Source organism: Chryseobacterium sp. 1B4 (assembly GCF_036631475.1).
GTDB lineage: Bacteria > Bacteroidota > Bacteroidia > Flavobacteriales > Weeksellaceae > Chryseobacterium.
The window spans coordinates 273,913-296,018 of sequence record NZ_JAPNUF010000006.1 but is presented as its reverse complement, the minus strand read 5'-3'; the positions used below and the strand labels follow the sequence as shown (position 1 = coordinate 296,018).

Below are 22,106 nucleotides of genomic sequence, written 5' to 3'. Positions count from 1 at the left end.
ACCAATAAAAATGAAATTGTAAGCAGGTGGGAAGAGATAAAAAAGGATCTTCATTTTTTTGAGCTGGTAAAAGAAAGTTATAAGGTATTTATTCAGATCTATGATCAAGAATTTAACAATATAGATCGTAATATCAGACAAAACTTTTTGTATCAGATCATGTTTTATCCTTTACCTGTATTCAGCGGAGGAAGTTTTACAGATGAAATTCCTGTAAGAACAACGTTGTCAACCCTTTTCCCGGGGGAAGAACTTGAGTACAGTTCCTTATACAGAATTTCAAACAATAAAGAAGGAGGTTTCACTGTTAAACTGGATGGCAAAAGTAAAGGGAACCAGTCCCGTTTTGAAAGTATTTATAAAGATAAATATCAGAGAACACTTGGAAATGCTCTGGAATATAAGTACGCCATTGAGGGCGAATATACTTATAATGAAGATTCTGTATTATCAGAGGTTATATTTCATGTGAAAGAAGAACTCAATGAAAAGATGATCTATGTTTGCAGATACCATATAAAGTTAAATAAAAAATAACAATTAATACCATCACTATGAGTCAATTATATATCGCACAGGATACTCCGCTTACTTGTAGTAAAGGCCGAAGACTTATAGGAATTGGAGTCAGTTCCCAGTCTTCAGTAAAATTGAAGAAAGGAGCTAAGCTGATGGCTACGGAAAAGGACCGGTTTAAAGATAATTTTATTTGTCCTGAAATGATGATGGCAGGAGCATTAGCAGGTGTGGCAGTAGCAGCAGCTTTCTCCGGCGGACTTTTTGTTTTGGCTGCGGCAGCCTGGGCAGGAAGTGCCCTCATAGATGACTGCCTCAATATCTGTTCATTTTTATGCAAGGGAAGCGACTGGCAAAATACCCATCCTAAAGTAAAAATTGAAAATAAAAAACCTCTGTTGCAAAATTCCAGTTTACACTGTTTCATAGGAGGTAAAATTACCTTTCATTTACCTGTTGCCCAGCTGCAGGAGGCCTCTATTGCCAGTAGAATGGCCCAGGATTCTTACGAAGATAACGGGAAGAATACCAGTATTGAGGGATATACACGAATCAATACAGATGATCAGGCTGAGCTGGATAAGCTGTTCGGTCCCGGAGCTTTAACCAGCAAAGATTTCAACACCAATAAAGATAACGGTTTCTTTTCCTCTTTATATTATAATAAAGAAACAGGAGATTATTTTGTAGCGTTCAGGGGTTCCGAGCCTAAAGGAATGCAGTTTTATCATGACTGGCTTATTGAAGATGGAGGGCAGGCTCTTGGTTTTGCAACCCCTCAGATAGAAAAACGAGAATGCTCGCTGAAAAAATGGATAATGCAACCGGAGGAAAAGTGAAATTTACCGGACATTCACTAGGAGGAGGAAACAGTGCCATGGCTTCCTATTATACTGGGCTTCCGGGATATACCTTCAATGCAAGAGGAGTACATGGCAATACACTCGATTATCTTGATAAAAAAGGAGCTGTAAAATCAACTTCAAGCATTATCAATTACAGTACAAGTAATGATATTCTTAACGGGCTGCAAAATAACAGGGAAGGCCTGCTCTCTACATTGGCTTTATCCAGAATTCCGGGGCTTAACAAAATTGCAATTTTCGGAGGTCTTACGGGAGGAGTTCCAAGGGCTTTAGGACAACAGCATGAAATCTTCGGATATATTGATGATAATGAAGGGCTTGGAATCAAAACCATTGGAAGCGGACATAGCGCATATAATGATGCGTTCCAGGCAATGCTGGCCACTATTAATACTGATGTTGTAGCTAATAATATATAATATGAAACCAATTATTTTAATAATATTTTCCATCATGACACTTTTTTCCTGTTCAGATTTTAATCTTAGGTCGCGTAAAAACGAAAATAGAAATCAATATCCTCCTTCAAGAATGTTTACGGGAGACGCTTCATCAGCTGCCCAGAAAATGTTTGATGGAGATCTTAAAGGCATGGAAGATCTGATTAAGGAAAAAAATATTGATATCAATAAATTGCAGGAAAATACAGGATATACCTTACTGATGTATGCTTCTATTATTGAAGATTTAAAAGCAATGGAAAAGCTTTTAGAGCTGGGAGCTGATCCCGATATCATAGTGCCTCATGAAGGTCTTGAATCTCCTTTGAATCATGCTGTAGCACTTAATAATTACGAAATGCTGCAATTGCTTTTCAAATATAAAGCCAATCCTAACCCGGCCGTAGGGAATTCCCTTTATCCGATGCAATGACCCTTGGAGGTGATGAAGGTACCGAAAAGAAAATGATTGATTACTTACTTCAGAATGGAGCTGACATCAATAATGTTTCTTATAATGGAAGCAACATTATGGAAAGTGCTGCCCGGGACGACCTGGATATGGCTGAATACTTTTTAACTAAAGGAGGATTGCCTAAAATTAAAGGAACGAACCTTTGCCCAATCGCAGATTATATTCAGTATAAGGAAAAACAGAAAAATGAACGTAACCTGCCTGACTCTCCTTACTATGAAAAATTATTCAGAATTAAAAAACAGCTGGTTGAGAAATATAATGTATCGTTCCCATATAAGAAGGACACATTAGAAGAAGCAAAGCTCAGAATAAAACAGTATGAATCGTTAAGCTCCAAAGATAAGCTATCAGTGAATTTCAAAAAAATTACGGAGAAAACCTTTATCAGGAAGATTTAAACAGAATTAAAGGAAAATAGCATCGTAAAAAGGTTAATAAATGCTTATTCAGGATGTTATTTATCTTTAATTTGTGAAATGTTTTATTTTTATAATTCTTCTTTTGGTTATGTAACATGCTCATAGATAGCGTATTATTTTGACATGTAAATCTAATGTCGTAGAATTACGACAACAAATCGTAGAACTACTACACTTTTTCAGATTTATATTCAAAAGTTTTTTTTAGCGATAAAGAGCTTCTATATTTGTTAACACAATCACTGAATCACAAAATATTAACGATTAAAATTTACAATCATGGCCGAAAGAAATTCAAGAGGAATCTTAAAATTCAACAACGGAGAAGGACAGAAGCTGTTAAAAATGAATTACAGCGTATCAAGATCTACAGACGTATCAGGACGTGTAGCATCAGACCCTTCCAACGCACTTATCAAGGTTACGGTAGAAGCTACTGAAAAATCAGACATCCTTGAAAGCCTGTTAAACGGTAAATACAAACCGACAGTAGGAGAAATTACCTTCAACAAATCTCACGAGGAAGGAACACTGATTACCCTGAAATGGGAAAACGGATATGTAATCCAGCACGAAGTAGACTTCGATGCTATTGACAGCAACAGTATGCTGATCAGCTTCGTAGTAAGTGCTGAAACCATTGACTACGGTACTTCTCAGTACGCAGGACTATGGCCTTCAGCAGGTAAATAAGCCTATTCATCATCTTAGTAAAAATAAAATTGGTACAGAACAGCGGGCAAGAGACGCTGTTCTGTTTTTTTAACACCATTAGACTTTTCGGAACAATTTCAGGTATAATATATCTCTTTATGGTGTAATAATAGATATTCCTACCTGCTTTTAATGTATTTGTTATAAGTTGTTGATGTGTTGTTTTTAAATCTAATGTCGTAGAATTACGACAATAAATCGTAGAACTACGACATCAAATCGTACAATTACGACACTTTTTCAGATTTACATTCAAATGCTTTTTTTCAAAAACAAGGGTTTTATCTTTGTATATAATTATTGAATTACAATTTATTACTAACGATTAAAATTTACAATCATGGCCGAAAGAAATTCAAGAGGAATCTTAAAATTCAACAACGGAGAAGGACAGAAGCTGTTAAAAATGAATTACAGCGTATCAAGATCTACAGACGTATCAGGACGTGTAGCGTCAGACCCTTCCAACGCATTAATCAAGGTTACGGTAGAAGCTACTGAAAAATCAGACATCCTTGAAAGCCTGTTAAACGGTAAATACAAACCGACAGTAGGAGAAATTACCTTCAACAAATCTCACGAGGAAGGAACACTGATTACCCTGAAATGGGAAAACGGATATGTAATCCAGCACGAAGTAGACTTCGATGCTATTGACAGCAACAGTATGCTGATCAGCTTCGTAGTAAGTGCTGAAACCATTGACTATGGTAATTCTCAGTACGCAGGACTATGGCCTACATCTGGTAAATAATCCCATAACTTAAATAAAAAAGAAACAGTATGCCTTTGGGTATGCTGTTTTGTTTTATAAAAATAGCTGTCATAAGAATGGAAAGCTGTTGAATAAGAATGAACAAATAAGTTTTGAAAACAATAGCTGCTAAACGGGATTGTAATATCATAAGTCCGAAATCCTAGCCCTGCATCCAGTAATCCGCATCCTCAAACCCCGGATACCCATTCCCGAAACTCTTCCTCAAACTATCAACTTTTACTCCTATTTTCTTATATTTGTTCATTATAGATAATATGGACGCAACACAAGATAAAAGGCTGTTTCTCATCGATGCGTATGCGATGATTTTCAGAGGATATTACGCATTAATCAGGAATCCGAGACTCACCAGCAAAGGGCTGGATACTTCTGCTATTTTTGGTTTTACCAATTCTTTGATTGAACTGATCAGAAGAGAAAACCTACTCATCTGGCCGTAGTTTTTGACGTAGGACAAGCCAGTGTAAGAACGGATGATTTCTCAGATTATAAAGCCAACAGAAGCGAAACTCCTGAAGCAATCAAGATTGCTGTTCCATACATCCACAGAATTCTGGAAGCAATGCATATTCCTATTCTTGGAGTAGAAGGATATGAAGCTGATGATGTAATAGGTACCATTGCCTGTAAAGCAGAAAAAGAAGGATATACCACCTATATGGTGACACCAGATAAAGACTTTGCACAGCTGGTTACCGATAAAATTAAAATTTATAAACCGGGGCTGAAAGGAGGTGATATCGAAATTCTCGGAGTAGAAGAAGTAAAGGCAAAATATGAAATTGAAGACCCAAAACAGGTTATTGATTTTCTTGCCATGATGGGAGATGCGGTAGATAATATTCCGGGACTGGAAGGAGTAGGTGAAAAAACGGCGATGAAGTTCCTTAAAGAATTCGGAAGCATTGAAAACCTGTTAGCCAATACTGATAAACTGAAAGGAAAACTGAAGGAAAAAGTAGAAGCCTCCGCAGAACGTGGGATTTTGTCTAAAAAACTGGCAACCATTATCTGTGACGCTCCGGTAGAATTCCATCAGGAACAATATGATCTTGAGACTCCCGATTTTGAAAAAGTAAAAGAAGTCTTTGATGAAATAGAATTCAGAAGGCTGTATGAAAACCTTTACAGGGCTTTTGCACCTGCACCGGCAGAAACTATTGTAGTAAGCGAGGTAGAAGTAAAACAGACCCCGGCTGGAACAGAAGTCAAGGGACAGGTAATGCAGCTTGACCTTTTCGCGAATTTTGAAGAACTGGAACAGGCTACCTCTACAAAATCAACCATTGAGCATAACGATCATCTGTATCAGTTTATCAATAACCCGAAAGCTCAGAAAAACTGGTAGATAATCTTTTACAGCAAAAAGTGGTTTGTTTTGATACGGAAACCACTTCATTGAACGAGCTGGAAGCTGAATTGGTAGGAATGAGCTTTTCTTATAAAAAAGGGCTTGCCTATTACATTCCGCTTTCTGAAGACCGGGCAGAGGTTTTGCAGACCCTGGAGATCTTCAGACCGTTTTTTGAAAAGGAAGACCTGCTGAAAGTGGCGCACAATCTCAAATTTGATTATAAAGTTTTAAAACAATACGATATTACGGTGAAAGGGGCCATGTTTGATACCATGATTGCCCATTACCTGCTGAATCCTGACGGAAGACACGGGATGGATTATCTTTCCGAAGTATACCTGAATTACAAGCCTGTATCCATTGAAACCATCATTGGAAAGAAAGGTAAAAAACAAGGGAACTTCAGAGATGCAGACCTCAGAACCCAGACAGATTATGCGGCAGAAGATGCAGATGTAACATTCCAGTTGTACGAACTTTTTGCACCACAGCTTAAAAAAGAAAACCTGGAAGAACTTTTCTACAATATCGAAATGCCTCTGATGGAAGTACTTGCCAAAATGGAACTGGCCGGTATTTCCCTGGATGAAAAATGGCTGGCACAGGAAAGTGTGGACCTTGAAAACGACCTGAAAGGATTAGAAGCAAAAATCTTCGAACTTTCAGGAGAAGAGTTCAACATGAATTCACCAAGGCAGCTGGGAGAAATCCTGTTTGAAAAAATGCAGCTGGATCCGAAAGCAAAGAAAACAAAGACCGGGCAGTATGCAACCTCAGAAGATGTTCTTCAGAAGCTTTCTTCAAAACATGAGATCATCAAACATATTCTGGAATACAGAACTTACCAGAAACTGAAATCAACCTATGTAGATGCCTTACCGTCGCAGATCGATAAAGACGATAACAGGGTGCATACCAATTTCTCACAGACTACAGCCGCAACAGGCCGTCTGGCGAGTGTAAACCCGAACCTGCAGAACATCCCGATCCGGACGCTGAGAGGACAGCAGATTCGTGGAGCTTTTGTTTCAGGAGAAGGAAAAAGATTATCTCAGCCGATTATTCACAGATTGAACTTCGTCTGATTGCTGAAATTTCAGGAGAAGAAAACATGATTAAAGCCTTCCAGGATGGAGAGGATATTCACGCTTCCACAGCCGCGAAACTGTTTAAAATTCCATTAGCTGAAGTTTCCAAAACCCAGAGAAGCCAGGCCAAAACCGTCAACTTTGGGATCATCTACGGACAGGGTGCTTTTGCATTGGCAGAACAAACCGGATTATCCCGTACAGAAGCCAAGCAGATGATTGAAGCCTACTTCGAGACTTACCCGAAGCTGAAGGAATATATGGCAGAACAGGTGAATAAAGCACGTCAGTTAGGCTATGTAGAAACAATATTGGGCAGAAAACGCCATTTGAAAGATATCAACTCAAACAACTTTGTGGTTAGAGGCCATGCTGAAAGGAATGCTGTAAATGCGCCGGTTCAGGGAAGCGCAGCAGATATTGTTAAGATTGCTATGATTAAAATTGACAGAGAATTGGAAGAGCAGCAGCTGAAAACAAAAATGCTTCTTCAGGTACATGATGAATTGGTATTTGAAGCCCCGGCGGATGAAATTGAATCTGCTTCCCAACTGATCAGAACAGAAATGGAAAATGCCTTAAAAACACAGGTTCCGTTACTGGTGGAAATTGGAGTAGGCGATAACTGGCTGGAAGCACACTAATCAGACTAAAAATAATACCGTAAATAAAAAACTTCCGTCTTGTAGGCGGAAGTTTTATTTGTTAAGACTGGGAAAGCTTATTCTTGTTCTACAGAATTGTAAATATTGGTAACAATATCATCAGGAGAAACGTTTTCAAATAAGAATCTTTCTTTCTTCACGATTACCTTTTTAGTTTCTGACGGCATTTCTTCTTCCATAGTATTTACCGTTTCAAGTGTTACTTTACCTTTCATTGGTTCATAATAGAGGGCAGAGTGAGAACCCGCCCCCATATTATAAGTTTCAATATAAGTGAGAACCAGGTTGTTGTCATTCATATATTTGAATTTGCTAAACTGATTGCCATTAGGCCCGATGTCATATAGATTGATATGTAATGCTCCTTTTTCAATACTGATGTCTTCCGGATCATGCATTTTATAACCTGAATCATTGTATTCGGCGGGGAGTACTGTTTCTGAGGTTTTAAATAACCGGTAGGTTTTGTCAGGATTCTTTAAAAGAACAATCATGGTTCTTTGCGCTAAACTATCATCTTTTTTCTGAGAACCAAAGCCTTATCAGGAAGTCCGTCCTGGTTGAGATCGCCCTCGGCTTCGTATTGAATTTCATACTGATTTGAAACAAAATCCCGGATTTGTTTTCCTGCTGCAGATTGCTCCTTCTGAGCTATTGCTGTATCCTTTTTTATTAAGATTGTAGAGCCTTTCGGAGCATCTGTTTTGGTTTTATTACATGAATAAACAGTTAAAGAAGCTAAAAGTAAAATGGAAATATTTTTTTCAATGTTTTTTTAAGATACAAATCTAACTTTTATTTCCTGATAATGGAAAATTATAACACACCAACATGCCAGCACGGTTACAGGAAGAAAGGAAAGTGAAACTGTATATTGAATTTCCGAACTGAAGTCGTAAGTGCTCCAGGAAGATTCCCTGTCTGCAAATAGGGTGTAGTTCCAAAATAGCCAGACAAAGATCAGTAATAAGAACTCAACAGAAGCCTTAAGGAAGATTTTCTTAACAAAGAAAGGCAGAGAAAAGACAATTGATAAGAACCCACCGGTTATAAGGGATACAGACACCGCATCTTCAAAAAATGAACAGTCTGTACAGCCGCTTGAAATACGGTCCGAAAAGGATCCCATCGACCAGTAAAATTGCAAGAATGTAACCACTGAAATCAAAATTGTACTAATGAACCATCTCTTCAGAAAAGAAGAGAACTGCTTAGGTTTAGATTCTTTCATGATGTTCAAATATCCGGATTATTTTATCATTCTTATGATAGCCAGATCGTCTGTAGGTTTTACCCCATACTTATGTTCCAGCTGCTTAAGTTTTTTGTTAAGCATTTCTTCACTATTGCTACCTTGTTTGTCAATCAATACATATTCAGCAAAATTGATGGTTTCATCCGATTCCATTTTTTACTTTTGAAAAGCTCAAAATACCATCGGTTGCAATGGAGATATCATTCAGATGATCAAAAAATAATTTCTGAGACTGAGCGGAATACCAGTCTTCAAAGTCTTCATGAAGATGATAAGCTAAATAATCCGGTTTGTTATCACGGTCAAATTCAGTGATATTTCCATTGATACAAACAACACCATCACCAATCGCCATGATAATTCCTTCATCCTTTGCATGGTCATAAACTAAGATTATAACAGTGGCTAATATCTCTTTTTCGTCCATCATCAGGTAATTTTTAACAAATTTGATTTCGTTGAAAAGACCTTTTATGATTTCCTTAAGCTCCGTTTCTAAACAATGCTTGTTTTCTTTTTCATATAATGCCTTGTAACCGTTTTCAATAATGATTTTACGTAAAATCTTCCTAATAAGTGTTGATGCAAAATGACTGTCCATTGCGGTAGAACATCCGTCCATCACAGCACATACCATTTTATCCGAACCGATTTTTTTGATAAGGAGATCATCTTCACAATGATTAAAATGATAATCTCCTATTTGTAGGGTAGAATATACATTCATCGGACGCTAAAATAGTTTATTTTTTAAGATATAGCTTTATTATCTTTATTCTCATTGATTAAAAAATGGCAACAGATGATCCATATAATAAAATCACTTGTTGCCAGCAATTGCAGAACAGATTGGCTCTGATATTAAATATCGTACTCTATTTCTCCCACATAATGCAGTGAAAAATCATCATTTTCCACAGAAACAGGATTAGGAATCACAAATCGTGTAGCAAAAATAATGGCATTCACGGGAGTATCCAGACTTAGTTCATTCAATTTTCTTTCCAGGATCGGGAGCCACTGGTCAGCATAAGAATATTCTGCAAACTTGTCATAAAGACTCAGGCTTTCATCTTCGAAGCCATATTCTATAAAATCATCATCAAACCATTTGATGTTCTGTGATTCTGCAAACTTGGAAACATACTGATCTTCGGTTTCCTCCTCGATATAATAATTTTCATCTTCTTCCACGAAACTGTAAAAGTCTTCTTCATTTTTAAAATATCCTAACCAGAAGTGTGAAATTTCTTTATCCATAATGTATATAAGTATTATTTTTTGATCTTTTTGAGCAAATTTGCCGTTGGTTATCTTTGTAATTATTTATTTCAGAAATTGGTGCTATTAAGATGTAATATTACAAAAGTTTTTTTGTGAAATATTTTTTTAATGCAGAGAACAAAATCCGAGTGGCAAAAGTAGTTCTTTAATTGTATTTTATTGTAAATTTATTCCTGGTTTAAATTAAAAGCTATGGATTTCCTTCAGGACCATTACATTGTCAAAAATGAATTGCTGCTGATCCTCATTTCTGTTATTCTGGGACTGTTCATTGGTGCTGAACGTGAATACCGGAATAAGTCTGCCGGTCTCAGAACATTTATTCTCGTTTGTTTCGGAGCCTGTCTTTTTACCATTCTTTCTATAAAAATAGGAGTTGAGAACCCCGACCGCCTTGCTGCCAATATCATTACCGGAATCGGATTTCTGGGCGCAGGAGTTATTTTCAAAGGAGATAATAAAATTGAAGGTATTACGACCGCTACAACCATTTGGGCTACAGCTTCTATAGGCATGGCAGTTGGTTCAGGATATGTTTACATTGCCTTGCTGGGAGCCGCTTTGGTACTGATCGTTCTGAGTGCTTTAACCTACCTTCAGAATTTTATTGATGATTATAATAAAGTAAGGGAATACAGAATTGCTGTAACCAGGGCAGAAGATATCAGCTATTGTGAGCATATCTTTAAAGAACATCATGTAAGATATCAGATGATTAAACAACAATATTCACAAGACAATTTTACTGTTACCTGGAGGCTTGTAGGAAAAAACAGCCACCATGAAGAAGTAATACGGAGTCTGATAAATGATCCTAAAATTACTGCTTATCAGTTCTAGATGCTGGAAGAGCAAAAAAATAAAGGCCGGAGCCTTTATTTTTATTTTTTCTTGAATACATAAAGATCCTTGTTCGGACCGTCTATTTCCTTTCCTTCCATATCCAGCTGGATCAGCATATTCTCCCCCACTTTATATTTATAGTTTGCAGATTTCCCTTTTAAAGTGATTATGCTTCCTGTTGCATCCCATGCAAAAGACCCTTTATCCTGGTTCTTTGAATTCCTGTCAAGGTACTCTTCCGTGATGCTGAATGTTTTATCATTGTTCAACGTTAAAGAAGTCTTGATTCCCGGACAGTCAGCACATGGAACAGTAGCTTCATAAGTTCCGGCCCAGTCCAGGGCATTCTCTGAAGTATCTCCGGCAGCAGTAGGAGTTGCTTTTGTGATACTGTCTGTCGCTGTTGGTTGAACTGCCGCAGCAGAATCTGTTGTTGCTGTTGTTTCAGTCGTTTCCTTTTTAGAACATGAAGCAAGGAACAGAGCGGCTGTCATACCCAACATGAGCATTTTGCTTTTCATCATAATAATAGATTTAAGTATGTTTTTAATAGTAAAGTTACTTCCAATAAACAAAAACTGAGCCAGAGGGAGGGTGGGAGTTTAATGTTTAATGTTTAATGTTGCTGGTTGCTGGTTGCTGGTTGTTGATAGTTGATAGTTGATAGTTGATAGTTGATAGTTGCTGGTTGATAGTTGTCAATGTACGGTTCTGGTTTACGGTATAGATCATTAAATGAATTTTCTGTTTTCCCTTCATTAATACCTTTTACTTTTTACATTTTACAAAAACTTACTCTTAACAACTTTTCCATCGGTTTTATAAAGCCTGTTCATATTTTTCTTCGTAAATTGGGGCAAAATTTTGATTATGACAAAAAAGATACTTTTATCTGTATTTCTTTTGCCAGCTGCAATGGCATTTGCACAACAATATGGAGGAATGTGGATTCCTACAGAGCTGAATGAAAAGGAAATGAAGGATTTGGGAATGAAGATTTCTGCAAAAGATATTTTTAACCCTCAGAAACCGAGCATTAAGGATGCAGTAGTGCAGTTTAACGGCGGATGTACTGCGGAAATTATTTCGCCTAAAGGGCTGCTTTTAACCAATCATCATTGCGGTTTCGGCCAGATTCAGGCACATTCTACCGTTCAGAATGATCTTCTTTCAAACGGATTCTGGGCAAAAAATACAGAAGGGGAACTTTCTAATCCCGGACTAAAAGTAGATTTTATTGTAGATATAAAAGAAGTTACGGATCAGATTTTAGAAGGTACGGATCATCTTACAGAACCGGAACTTACTAAAAAGATCAATAATAATATTGAGGTATATAAAAACGCTCAGAAAATCGAATCTTACCAGTCGATCATGGTAAAGCCTATGTATTACGGCAACAAATACTATGCTTATACCATCGAAACTTATAAAGATATCCGGCTTGTAGGAGCTCCGCCTCAAAGTATCGGGAAATTCGGAAGTGATACGGACAACTGGGTTTGGCCAAGACATACCGGAGATTTCTCTATGTTCAGAATCTATGCAGACAAAAACAACAAACCTGCGGAATATTCAAAAGACAACATACCTTATGTACCTAAGCACTACTTACCGGTTTCCATAAAAGATAAAAACGAAAACGATTTTACTTTTGTATTCGGATTTCCGGGAAGAACTACGGAGTACCTTCCTGCCGTTGCTGTAGAGAAGATCATGAAAGATATTGATCCTGCAAAAATTGCCGTACGTGATGTTGCTTTAAAAACATTAGATGAGAAAATGCGCGTTGATAACGAGACACGTATCAAATACGCTTCAAAATATGCTTCAGTGGCCAATTACTGGAAAAAGTGGATTGGTGAAGTAGAAGGATTGAAAAAATCCAATGCTGTAGAAAAGAAAGTAATGTACGAAGGCTCTTTGGTTGCTAAAAATCCTGAGATCAAGAATACTTTGGACCAGCTGAATAAACTCTACAATGATCAGGCTCCTTATGCATTAAACAATGCTTACTACACAGAAGTGACCAGAAATGCTGAGACTTTAAAGCTTGCCGGAGACTATTATGATTTCGTAGCTGCAGTGGAAGCCGGAAGAATGGATGAAAAGGAACTTACAAAATTAAAATCAAAATTAACCTCTTTCTACAAAGACTATAGTGCAGAACTTGATGCTAAAGTAACAGCAAAATTGCTGGCATTATACGTTAATAAAACAGCACCGCAGTTTTTACCGGCAGGATTCAACAAATATAAAGATGAGAACGCCAACATTCCTGTAGTGGAAGATATGTCTAAAAACTCTGTTATCACAGGAAGAACTGCTGTAAACGGAGCAACCTTGACTACAGATATTGATAAAGCGTTTTCCAACCAGGATAAATTGATCAAGACTTTAAAGAAAGATCCGATTTATCAGCTGTATGTTGCCATGAAGGAAACCTATATGAAAACTGCAGACCCTCAATATACTTCAATGCAGGCAAAAATCGATGCCTTACAGAAAAAGTTCATGGCTCAGCAGATGCAGACGGATAAGGACAGAAAGTTCTTCCCGGATGCCAACTCAACGCTTCGTGTGACTTATGGTAAGGTAAAAGGCTCTACGCCAAGAGATGCCGTCTCTTACGGATATCAGACTCACCTGGCAGGAGTAATGGAAAAATATGTTCCGGGAGACTATGAATTTGATGTTCCAAAGAAGCTGATTGATCTTTACAACAAAAAGGACTTCGGAATCTATAAAGATAAAACAGGTGATGTTCCTGTAGGATTCACTGCAACAAACCATACAACCGGAGGAAACTCAGGAAGCCCTGCTTTGGATGCCAACGGAAACCTTGTGGGACTGAATTTCGACAGACAGTGGGAAGGGACTATGAGTGATATCAACTATGATCCGCGTTTCAGCAGAAATATCATGGTAGACACAAAATATATCCTTTTCATCATTGATAAGTTTGCTGACTCAAAGTGGCTTATTGATGAAATGAAAATTATAAAATAATTTAAAAGTTATACCTTTAAGAATCTATTTGAATTGAGTTTTGAATAGATTCTTTTTTATTTTAAATAATGAAAGACAGGATCATCAATGTACTGGCAGCCTTCGGATCTGATCATATCGGGAAATCTTTTCCGCTGGATTACTGTCTGCCTCTTTATCATAGTGTTTCAGACAGAGAACTTACTCATCTAAAGCACGTGATCTGCTATAAGAATACCAGGCAGTTTGAAGAAGATCTGGACTATCTCTCAAAGAATTTTCAGTTTGTAAACTGGCAGGAGTTCAAGGATTTTATGTCAGGAAATTTTAAGCCTGCAAAAAAAATTGCTTTGCTTACTTTTGATGACGGTTTCAGAGAATTTTATGAGGTAGCTGCTCCCGTTTTGGAACGTAAAGGAATTTATGCCTGTAATTTTATCAACCCTGCTTTCATTGATAATAAAGAAATGATGTTCAGGTGTAAGGCAAGCCTGCTTGCAGGTGCTGTTGAAAAAATAAAAACCATAGATCCTGAAATTTATTTTAGTTTATCACTTAAAAATACAGAAAGACACATTTTAAAAAAGAAAATTTTATCGGTTAATTATCAGGAAAAAGATATCCTGGACTGGCTTGCAGAAAAACTTGATGTAGATTTTAAAACTTATTCCAAAGAATATAAGCCTTATTTGAGTACTGAAGAATTAAAGGACCTTACCCGTAAGGGCTTCGGAATCTCATCGCACAGCTGGGACCACCCGAAATACGGAGATTTATCTCTGAAAGAACAGCTGGAAACAACAGATAAAGCTTTTGCTTATGTAAAAGAAAATGGTTTCCTGTATGAAAGTTTTGCGTTCCCGTTTACAGATTTTGAAGTGCGGAAAGATTTTTTTGATGAACTCTATAAAAATGAAGAAATTTACTGCAGCTTCGGATGTGCCGGCATAAAGCTGGACAGTATAAAGAGAAATTTTCAAAGAATTCCAATGGAATTGGGAGAGAGCGGAGCACAGATATTGAAAAAGGAAATTGCTTATTTCAGGCTGAAAAAGCTGGTCAATAAAAATATGATTGTGAGAAAATGATAACACTGAAAACATATAACAGAAAAGAGCTGGAAGATTTTATATCATCCGGAGATTTTCAGCAATATGATTTTCTTCCGGTTACCAGACATCGTGCGCTGTCTCATATTCAGAATCCAAAAGCATCAGCCGAAGACACGCTTCTTATTCTGGCTTTTTATGATGAAAAACTGGTCGGTTATGTAGGATGTTTTCCGGATTATTTTGACATCGACGGAAAAAAATCCGCTATGCCTGGCTCAGTACTTTATATGTAAACCCTGAATACAGAAAGAAAAGACCAGCAAAAGCATTGTTGAAAAAGTTTTTGAAGAATACGAAGGAAGAATTGCCATTACAGAATTTACCAAAGAAGCAGAGGCTCTCTACAATATTATGGGAGTGTTTGAGTATGTCTTTCCTAAAGAAGGAAAACGCTATTATTTCAGAACCGATGCTGCTAAAATGATTCCTGAAAAAAGCCGGGAACTCAATTCCTGAAGCCGCTTTTTCAATTGCTGGATGTTGCAGCCAATGGGCTGATTTCAATAAAAAATCTTCCCGTACAAAAACCGGATTTCAAATATGAAATGCTGGATAAAATCGATCAGGAAAGTGTTGTTTTTATTAATGAATTTCCTAACAAACGGAATGCAGATGAAATCAACACTTTTATAGACAACCCATGGGTGCTGGAAGGGGAAAAAGATGAGAAATACTTTTTTCAAGTTTTGCAGGGACGTTTAAATATTTCTGGATTAAAATTTTTGATTCAAATAGTAAACTTAAATCCTGCTTTTTACTACAGCTTCGCGATGATTATCTTAAAATTCCATATCTGTTTTCAAAAGCTGATTCAGATGAGGTTGCCAGGTTTTTAAATTACTTCATCATTATTTATAAAGTAAGGGGTTTTACTTCTTACCAAACCGGATTGAACAAAGTGATACAAAATTCAAAAGTATTTTCCCATATCTATGAACGTGATTTCAAAAGAGAGTATCTTTTTCATAAAAACCTTTTGGCATTGCTACCCGATCATTTTAATCCAAACTATCAGGATGGCGACGGAGATTGTATGATGACATAAGCAGAATAAATTATCAATTATCATTCATCAATTATAAAAAACAAACGCCTGATAATCTTATCAGGCGTTTGTTTTTTTAATGTCCGAAAATATCCTTCAGGCTTACTTCTTTAAATGTTCCCATTTTATTAACGGCTTCCATATCCAGATTTTCTTTTTTCCGATAATGGCTGTATTGAATTGTATTGGTTTTATTATGGTATTATAAAATTTTTTCAGATCTTCGAACTTCAGGTTTTGGATCTGTTCATAGGTGTTTTTTCTAATGTCGTGGTAGATATTGAGTTTTTTTAGATCTAAAGTGTTAAAAAATATATTTTCGCGGGTTATTCTTGTTGAAGCAATCTGTTTCAGGGCTGTATTCTTTGCATTCTCAAACTGAATAGGCACTTCAGGAAGTTCCGTCATCAGTTCATTCAGGGTGTCCACCGCAATCATCAGCTTGTCTGGCTGGGTCCCGATATAAGTGGTCACATAATCAGGATGGTTGAGCTCAGAATTCGCTGCATAGGAAACATACGCTGAGTAGGCGAGACTTTTACTCTCACGGATCTCCTGGAACACAATCGAAGACAACCCTCTTCCAAAATATTCATTAAATACATTGATCTTTCCAAAATGATTAGGATTCACCTCGTTTCCTTTTCCGATCTTACTCATTTCAATCTGAACCATATCATAATCGATGAAATTGACATTTCCTCCTGTTGCAGGTTCCGGATATTGCTTGGCATCAGGGATCTGAAGACTTTCAGGTTCTATATACCTTCCGATATATTCCTTGAATTTTCCAAAGTCTTTACCATAGAAAAACACCTGATAAGGATATTTGAAAAGCTTTTTCATTCTGTCTGTAAAAACGTCCGCGTTGCTGTTTTCAAGTTCTTCCTTGGAAATAACATCCGTAAAACGTGAATTGCGTCCCAACTTTGTATAATTGTTCAAAGCCGTTATAATACGGTTTTTGTCTTTCTTGATCGCCTGGCGGTTTTCCAGTACTGTTCCTACAAACTGATTATAGATCTCCTGATCAGATTTTACATCATGCATCCAGTGCTGAAGAAGGGCAATCCCTTTTTCTATATTCTCTTCCAGCCCGCTTAAAGATATGGTCAGCTGATCATTTGTTGTTTTAAAATCATTGCCGATTCCTATTTTGAAAAATTCCTTTTTCAGATCTTCCGGCGAAAGCGTATCTGTTCCCAAATACTGAAGCAGTTGAGTTGAAATTCCTAAATCTCTGTCATGATCACTTCCCATAGGAAAAATAAAATGCAACTGGGCAATATCGTTGTACTTGTTCTTTACAAAGCTTAATTTTTTGCCATTCAGCTGATCAGTGATGATTTCCTTCTGATAATCAATAAATTCAGGCTTAATGTCATCAGTTTTATCTGCTAAAATCTCTTTTAAAAATTCAGACTGAACATCACGGTTGATCTTAACAGGAGTGATGCCGGGGTTCTCAACTCTGATCAGTTTGTCGTTTACCCCTTTTTCTTTATTAACAACCACATAGTTTTCCCTGAAAAAATCATTGGCAAAATTTACCACATCTTCCTTGGTGAAAGAGGCGTATTCATCCATTTCATTCAGTTCCTGCTCCCAGGTTCTTCCTTTTATATAAGAATCATAAAGTGTAGTGGCGAGTCCTTCTGCGGTTTCAAGCCCTTTCATTCTCTGAAGTTTGAAATCATTGATGATTGCAGGCAGCATCCAGTCCGGGAAATCTCCTTTCTTGATCAGTTTAATTTCATCAAGTACCATATTCTTTGCCTCCTCCAGAGTTTGTGTTTCCTTAGGAACAGCAACGATGGAAAAGTAGCCGTACTGTCTTAATCCAACAGAAAAGGCTTGTGCCCATAGCATTTTCTGCGTTTGGTTGATATGTAAATCAAGTAATCCGGCTTCCCCTCTGTTGCTGAGGATATTGGCTATAATATCGGCCAGCATAGCTTCTCTGGTTCCATAGCTTTCTGTTCTCCATGCAATCTGAGCCCGTGGAGTAGTAGGGCTTTTTACCGTTCTTGTAACAATTGATGTTATAGGCTGTTCAATAACGGGCGTCTTCTTGGGAAGTTCTTTATAGGGTAAAGTACCGAAATACCGATCAATCAACTGAATCGTTTTTTCAAAATCAAGATCACCGACCAATACCATGGCATAGTTATTAGGAACATAGTATTCATCAAAATACTTGTGAATAGCCTTCATTGAAGGATTTTTCAGGTGCTCCGGTTTTCCAAGGGTGGTTTGCTGTCCGTTAGGATGAGTAGGAAAAAGAGCATCCATCAGCTCATAATTCACAAGTCTCGTATCATTATCCTGCGCTCTGTTGAATTCCTCATATACTGACTCCAGCTCAGTGTGGAAAAGACGAAGTACAATTTCAGAGAACCTTTCCTTTTCTATTTTCAGCCATTTTTCAAGCTCATTATTCGGAATATTGTTTTTGTAAACCGTTTCATCAAACCAGGTATGTGCGTTGGTTCCGCTTGCTCCCAAAGAAGAAATTGCTTTGTCATACTCATTGGCAATGGCGTACTGGCTGGCTTCCTGTGAGATATCATCTATCTTTTTATAGATTTCCTTTTTTTCTCAGGATCCTGTTCTGCTTTATGCTCTTCATATAATGCTGAGATCTGATCAAGAAGTTCCTTTTCTTTTTCCCAATTCTGGGTTCCGATTTTTGAAGTCCCCTTAAACATCATATGCTCCAGATAGTGTGCCAGCCCCGTATTATCAGCAGGATCATTATTACTTCCTGTCCTTACGGGAATGAAGGTCTGTATTCTCGGAGCATCAAAGTTCTGTGCAAGAAAAACCTTTAATCCATTCTTCAAAGTATAGATTCTGACGTTGTTCTCGTCGTTTGTTACTGTAATATATTCGTAATGGTTATTATCTGTATGAACCGTTTCCTTATATTTTCTGTCTGTCATATAAAAACTCATTTCATTCCTTAGAAACCGGAATGCACTGCAAATGTAAGGAATCAAAAAAAATGTCAGTCTCTTTTTATCATTATTACATCTATTCTTATAGTTGAAAACTTGAATCATAAAAAGAAAGCCATTACTAGAAGTAGTTAAGATTTGTGATTGTTTCCTTTATTAAGATATCACTCTCCGACCCTCCAACTCTCCAACTTTTTCAGGAGCTTCATCCTGCTATCCATTTCTACTCCTCGCGCCGGGGCTTCCCGTACTCAAGCCCTCTCGCTCCGGCTTCTGCTGCGGGGTAACCATTGCTATCAGGGCTAGGGAAGGAGTTGTTAATGATGAATGATGAATGATGAATGATGAATGATGAATTTCATGGTAGGAGGATATAGTGGTCCGGGTTATTGTGTTGCGAGCTTCGGGTTAGTGAATCCAAGCCTTTATTTCCATTGTGTCATTCCGTAGGAATCCAAACCTCTTGACCAGAGTAAAGGATGTAAGTTAGCAGGATAATGTCTAAAATCTTTTTTTACAGTTGGTATTATCCGTGTCATGCTACGGACAAGTTTTGTCCGGACTCCTGTGGATTGACAATGCTGTGTTTGATATATAATCTGGTGTATCATCAATTCAATAGGAACCCGGTATAATTCTGAACTTGTCGAAGAAAGCTTGTTTTCTTCTATAGTCTGGTCTCTATTATATAATATATATACTATTTTGATCAAGGGTTAACCCGCCCACCAACTCCCGGACGCTCCCACGCTTCCCACCCAGGACCCCAAACAAATGTTTAAAATTTTTCTACCTGCCTGCCAGCGCTTTAAGCTGAAATATTACGAAACGGTAAAATTTAAGTTAAATAAACTTGTTTTGCGTTGTAAGAAGTTGCTATCTTTGCCCCACTGAAAACGAGAGTAGATCAGTAAGCGCAGAAGAGCCTTTGGATAGGCAGAGACATTATGACTCCGAAAAGAAACAGACGAAAAAAACTTCAAAACTTTTTGTAAAAAGAGTTGCGGGATAAAAAAGAGTTTGTATCTTTGCAGTCCGAATAAATCGGAGCGCAGGAGCAGGGTGATTGAGATGTTGGATAAGGATTAAGGTTACTTAAAAAACTTTAAAATTTTCTTTAAAAACATTTGGTCATTACAAAATAAAGTTTTACTTTTGCACTCGCAAATACGGAGCGACACTGACAGAGAGATTGCTTCGTTATAAAGCGGAAGATATAAAGATCATTGACATACAATATAACAACCAAGTAAGGAAAAACTAAAGCGTTAAAAACTTTGAGTGAGTCGGACAAACATACAATGGAGAGTTTGATCCTGGCTCAGGATGAACGCTAGCGGGAGGCCTAACACATGCAAGCCGAGCGGTAGAGATCTTTCGGGATCTTGAGAGCGGCGTACGGGTGCGGAACACGTGTGCAACCTGCCTTTATCTGGGGGATAGCCTTTCGAAAGGGAGATTAATACCCCATAATATATTGAGTGGCATCACTTAATATTGAAAACTCCGGTGGATAGAGATGGGCACGCGCAAGATTAGATAGTTGGTGAGGTAACGGCTCACCAAGTCTGCGATCTTTAGGGGGCCTGAGAGGGTGATCCCCCACACTGGTACTGAGACACGGACCAGACTCCTACGGGAGGCAGCAGTGAGGAATATTGGACAATGGGTGCAAGCCTGATCCAGCCATCCCGCGTGAAGGACGACGGCCCTATGGGTTGTAAACTTCTTTTGTATAGGGATAAACCTAGATACGTGTATCTAGCTGAAGGTACTATACGAATAAGCACCGGCTAACTCCGTGCCAGCAGCCGCGGTAATACGGAGGGTGCAAGCGTTATCCGGATTTATTGGGTTTAAAGGGTCCGTAGGCGGATTTGTAAGTCAGTGGTGAAATCTCACAGCTTAACTGTGAAACTGCCATTGATACTGCAAGTCTTGAGTGTTGTTGAAGTAGCTGGAATAAGTAGTGTAGCGGTGAAATGCATAGATATTACTTAGAACACCAATTGCGAAGGCAGGTTACTAAGCAACAACTGACGCTGATGGACGAAAGCGTGGGGAGCGAACAGGATTAGATACCCTGGTAGTCCACGCTGTAAACGATGCTAACTCGTTTTTGGGCTTTCGGGTTCAGAGACTAAGCGAAAGTGATAAGTTAGCCACCTGGGGAGTACGAACGCAAGTTTGAAACTCAAAGGAATTGACGGGGGCCCGCACAAGCGGTGGATTATGTGGTTTAATTCGATGATACGCGAGGAACCTTACCAAGGCTTAAATGGGAAATGACAGGCTTAGAAATAGGCTTTTCTTCGGACATTTTTCAAGGTGCTGCATGGTTGTCGTCAGCTCGTGCCGTGAGGTGTTAGGTTAAGTCCTGCAACGAGCGCAACCCCTGTCACTAGTTGCCATCATTAAGTTGGGGACTCTAGTGAGACTGCCTACGCAAGTAGAGAGGAAGGTGGGGATGACGTCAAATCATCACGGCCCTTACGCCTTGGGCCACACACGTAATACAATGGCCGGTACAGAGGGCAGCTACACTGCGAAGTGATGCAAATCTCGAAAGCCGGTCTCAGTTCGGATTGGAGTCTGCAACTCGACTCTATGAAGCTGGAATCGCTAGTAATCGCGCATCAGCCATGGCGCGGTGAATACGTTCCCGGGCCTTGTACACACCGCCCGTCAAGCCATGGAAGTCTGGGGTACCTGAAGTCGGTGACCGTAACAGGAGCTGCCTAGGGTAAAACAGGTAACTAGGGCTAAGTCGTAACAAGGTAGCCGTACCGGAAGGTGCGGCTGGAACATCTCATTTTAGAGCGTCAAAAGACGTTAAACAAAATCAGTATCGTAAGATACAAAGTACTTGCTTCAAAGTAAAGCTTTAGTTTTTTGTTTGGTTGCTATATAACAATACAAAACCCACTAGAAATTAGTACAGGGAAGAGATACAAGAGCCGAGAGCCCAGACCCAAGACGATAGAAAGTCTTGTATCTAGCATCTTGGATCTAAAAGTCTAAAAAGACAGTCTCGTAGCTCAGCTGGTTAGAGCGCTACACTGATAATGTAGAGGTCGGCAGTTCGAGCCTGCCCGAGACTACTAATTAAAAAGACGGGAAGATGAAAGAGTCAGGAGTCAAGACACAATTAAAAAGTCTTGTATCTGGCCTCTGGGGTCTCTTAGTCTACTAGAGGGGGAATTAGCTCAGCTGGCTAGAGCGCCTGCCTTGCACGCAGGAGGTCAAGGGTTCGACTCCCTTATTCTCCACAGTTTTGGAAGTTTGATTTAAAAGTTACGGATGG

At 38.3% G+C, this 22,106-nt stretch carries 18 protein-coding genes, 2 tRNA genes, 1 rRNA gene and 2 pseudogenes; 17 read left to right on the top strand and 6 right to left on the bottom strand.

Annotation, left to right across the window (positions count from 1 at the left end; genetic code table 11):
• The first annotated feature begins 159 nt into the window (after positions 1 to 159).
• From OWR28_RS07335 to polA, 8 genes and pseudogenes are all read left to right on the top strand, one after another.
• Positions 160 to 537 (top strand): hypothetical protein, encoded by a 378-nt coding sequence (locus tag OWR28_RS07335; protein WP_332386077.1) that lies wholly within the window; start codon positions 160 to 162, stop codon positions 535 to 537.
• A gap of 17 nt (positions 538 to 554) precedes the next feature.
• A complete protein-coding gene (locus tag OWR28_RS07330; RefSeq protein WP_332386076.1) occupies positions 555 to 1,355 on the top strand; it encodes a PAAR-like protein in 801 nt (266 codons plus the stop codon).
• Entirely contained in the window at positions 1,328 to 1,801 is a 474-nt protein-coding gene (locus OWR28_RS07325) for a Tle-like phospholipase domain-containing protein (RefSeq protein ID WP_332386075.1), read from the top strand. The genes OWR28_RS07330 and OWR28_RS07325 overlap by 28 nt, the downstream gene beginning before the upstream one ends.
• A gap of 112 nt (positions 1,802 to 1,913) precedes the next feature.
• On the top strand, positions 1,914 to 2,255 hold the full coding sequence (locus tag OWR28_RS07320) for an ankyrin repeat domain-containing protein (protein WP_332386074.1): 342 nt from the start codon (positions 1,914 to 1,916) through the stop codon (positions 2,253 to 2,255).
• Complete coding sequence (locus OWR28_RS07315; protein ID WP_332386073.1) at positions 2,252 to 2,698, top strand: ankyrin repeat domain-containing protein; 447 nt, start codon at positions 2,252 to 2,254, stop codon at positions 2,696 to 2,698. Before OWR28_RS07320 ends, OWR28_RS07315 begins: the two co-directional genes overlap by 4 nt.
• A 300-nt stretch (positions 2,699 to 2,998) precedes the next feature.
• Entirely contained in the window at positions 2,999 to 3,412 is a 414-nt protein-coding gene (tssD, locus tag OWR28_RS07310) for a type VI secretion system tube protein TssD (RefSeq protein WP_053328223.1), read from the top strand.
• 361 nt (positions 3,413 to 3,773) lie between these two features.
• A complete protein-coding gene (gene tssD / locus OWR28_RS07305; RefSeq protein WP_002984162.1) occupies positions 3,774 to 4,187 on the top strand; it encodes a type VI secretion system tube protein TssD in 414 nt (137 codons plus the stop codon).
• 278 nt (positions 4,188 to 4,465) lie between these two features.
• Positions 4,466 to 7,297: pseudogene (polA, locus tag OWR28_RS07300) on the top strand (DNA polymerase I).
• A 77-nt stretch (positions 7,298 to 7,374) separates the two neighbouring features.
• Here polA and OWR28_RS07295 read toward each other — a convergent pair.
• From OWR28_RS07295 to OWR28_RS07280, 4 genes are all read right to left on the bottom strand, one after another.
• Entirely contained in the window at positions 7,375 to 7,812 is a 438-nt protein-coding gene (locus OWR28_RS07295; RefSeq protein ID WP_332386071.1) for a hypothetical protein, read from the bottom strand.
• Positions 7,813 to 8,567: 755 nt separating this feature from the next.
• Positions 8,568 to 8,726, bottom strand: coding sequence for a hypothetical protein (locus OWR28_RS07290; protein ID WP_332386070.1), 159 nt, complete (start codon positions 8,724 to 8,726; stop codon positions 8,568 to 8,570).
• A complete protein-coding gene (locus OWR28_RS07285) occupies positions 8,713 to 9,300 on the bottom strand; it encodes a protein phosphatase 2C domain-containing protein (RefSeq protein WP_332386069.1) in 588 nt (195 codons plus the stop codon). The genes OWR28_RS07290 and OWR28_RS07285 overlap by 14 nt, the downstream gene beginning before the upstream one ends.
• A gap of 134 nt (positions 9,301 to 9,434) precedes the next feature.
• Entirely contained in the window at positions 9,435 to 9,833 is a 399-nt protein-coding gene (locus OWR28_RS07280) for an immunity 22 family protein (RefSeq protein WP_332386068.1), read from the bottom strand.
• Positions 9,834 to 10,049: 216 nt separating this feature from the next.
• Between OWR28_RS07280 and OWR28_RS07275 the strand changes: the two genes are divergently transcribed.
• A complete protein-coding gene (locus tag OWR28_RS07275; RefSeq protein WP_332386067.1) occupies positions 10,050 to 10,697 on the top strand; it encodes an MgtC/SapB family protein in 648 nt (215 codons plus the stop codon).
• 41 nt (positions 10,698 to 10,738) lie between these two features.
• Here OWR28_RS07275 and OWR28_RS07270 read toward each other — a convergent pair whose 3' ends face one another.
• Positions 10,739 to 11,224, bottom strand: a complete 486-nt coding sequence (locus OWR28_RS07270) for a copper resistance protein NlpE (RefSeq protein ID WP_332386066.1) — start codon at positions 11,222 to 11,224, stop codon at positions 10,739 to 10,741.
• 346 nt (positions 11,225 to 11,570) lie between these two features.
• Here OWR28_RS07270 and OWR28_RS07265 point away from each other — a divergent pair, with 346 nt between their 5' ends.
• The 5 genes from OWR28_RS07265 (at position 11,571) to OWR28_RS07245 (ending at position 15,845) form a co-directional block, all read left to right on the top strand.
• Complete coding sequence (locus tag OWR28_RS07265; RefSeq protein ID WP_332386065.1) at positions 11,571 to 13,709, top strand: S46 family peptidase; 2,139 nt, start codon at positions 11,571 to 11,573, stop codon at positions 13,707 to 13,709.
• A gap of 68 nt (positions 13,710 to 13,777) precedes the next feature.
• On the top strand, positions 13,778 to 14,776 hold the full coding sequence (locus OWR28_RS07260; RefSeq protein WP_332386064.1) for a polysaccharide deacetylase family protein: 999 nt from the start codon (positions 13,778 to 13,780) through the stop codon (positions 14,774 to 14,776).
• On the top strand, positions 14,773 to 15,033 hold the full coding sequence (locus tag OWR28_RS07255) for a hypothetical protein (RefSeq protein WP_332386063.1): 261 nt from the start codon (positions 14,773 to 14,775) through the stop codon (positions 15,031 to 15,033). The genes OWR28_RS07260 and OWR28_RS07255 overlap by 4 nt, the downstream gene beginning before the upstream one ends.
• A 237-nt stretch (positions 15,034 to 15,270) precedes the next feature.
• Complete coding sequence (locus OWR28_RS07250) at positions 15,271 to 15,636, top strand: hypothetical protein (RefSeq protein WP_332386062.1); 366 nt, start codon at positions 15,271 to 15,273, stop codon at positions 15,634 to 15,636.
• Between the two features lie 62 nt (positions 15,637 to 15,698).
• A complete protein-coding gene (locus OWR28_RS07245; protein WP_332386061.1) occupies positions 15,699 to 15,845 on the top strand; it encodes a hypothetical protein in 147 nt (48 codons plus the stop codon).
• A 76-nt stretch (positions 15,846 to 15,921) separates the two neighbouring features.
• On the opposite strand, the pseudogene OWR28_RS07240 reads toward OWR28_RS07245, so the two are convergent.
• A pseudogene (locus OWR28_RS07240) lies at positions 15,922 to 18,787 on the bottom strand (M16 family metallopeptidase).
• A gap of 1,313 nt (positions 18,788 to 20,100) precedes the next feature.
• Between OWR28_RS07240 and OWR28_RS07235 the strand changes: the two are divergent.
• From OWR28_RS07235 to OWR28_RS07225, 3 genes are all read left to right on the top strand, one after another.
• Positions 20,101 to 21,617 (top strand): 16S ribosomal RNA (locus OWR28_RS07235).
• Positions 21,618 to 21,829: 212 nt separating this feature from the next.
• Positions 21,830 to 21,903: transfer RNA gene (locus OWR28_RS07230), tRNA-Ile, on the top strand.
• 94 nt (positions 21,904 to 21,997) lie between these two features.
• Positions 21,998 to 22,071, top strand: a tRNA-Ala gene (locus OWR28_RS07225).
• The last annotated feature ends 35 nt before the right edge of the window (positions 22,072 to 22,106 follow it).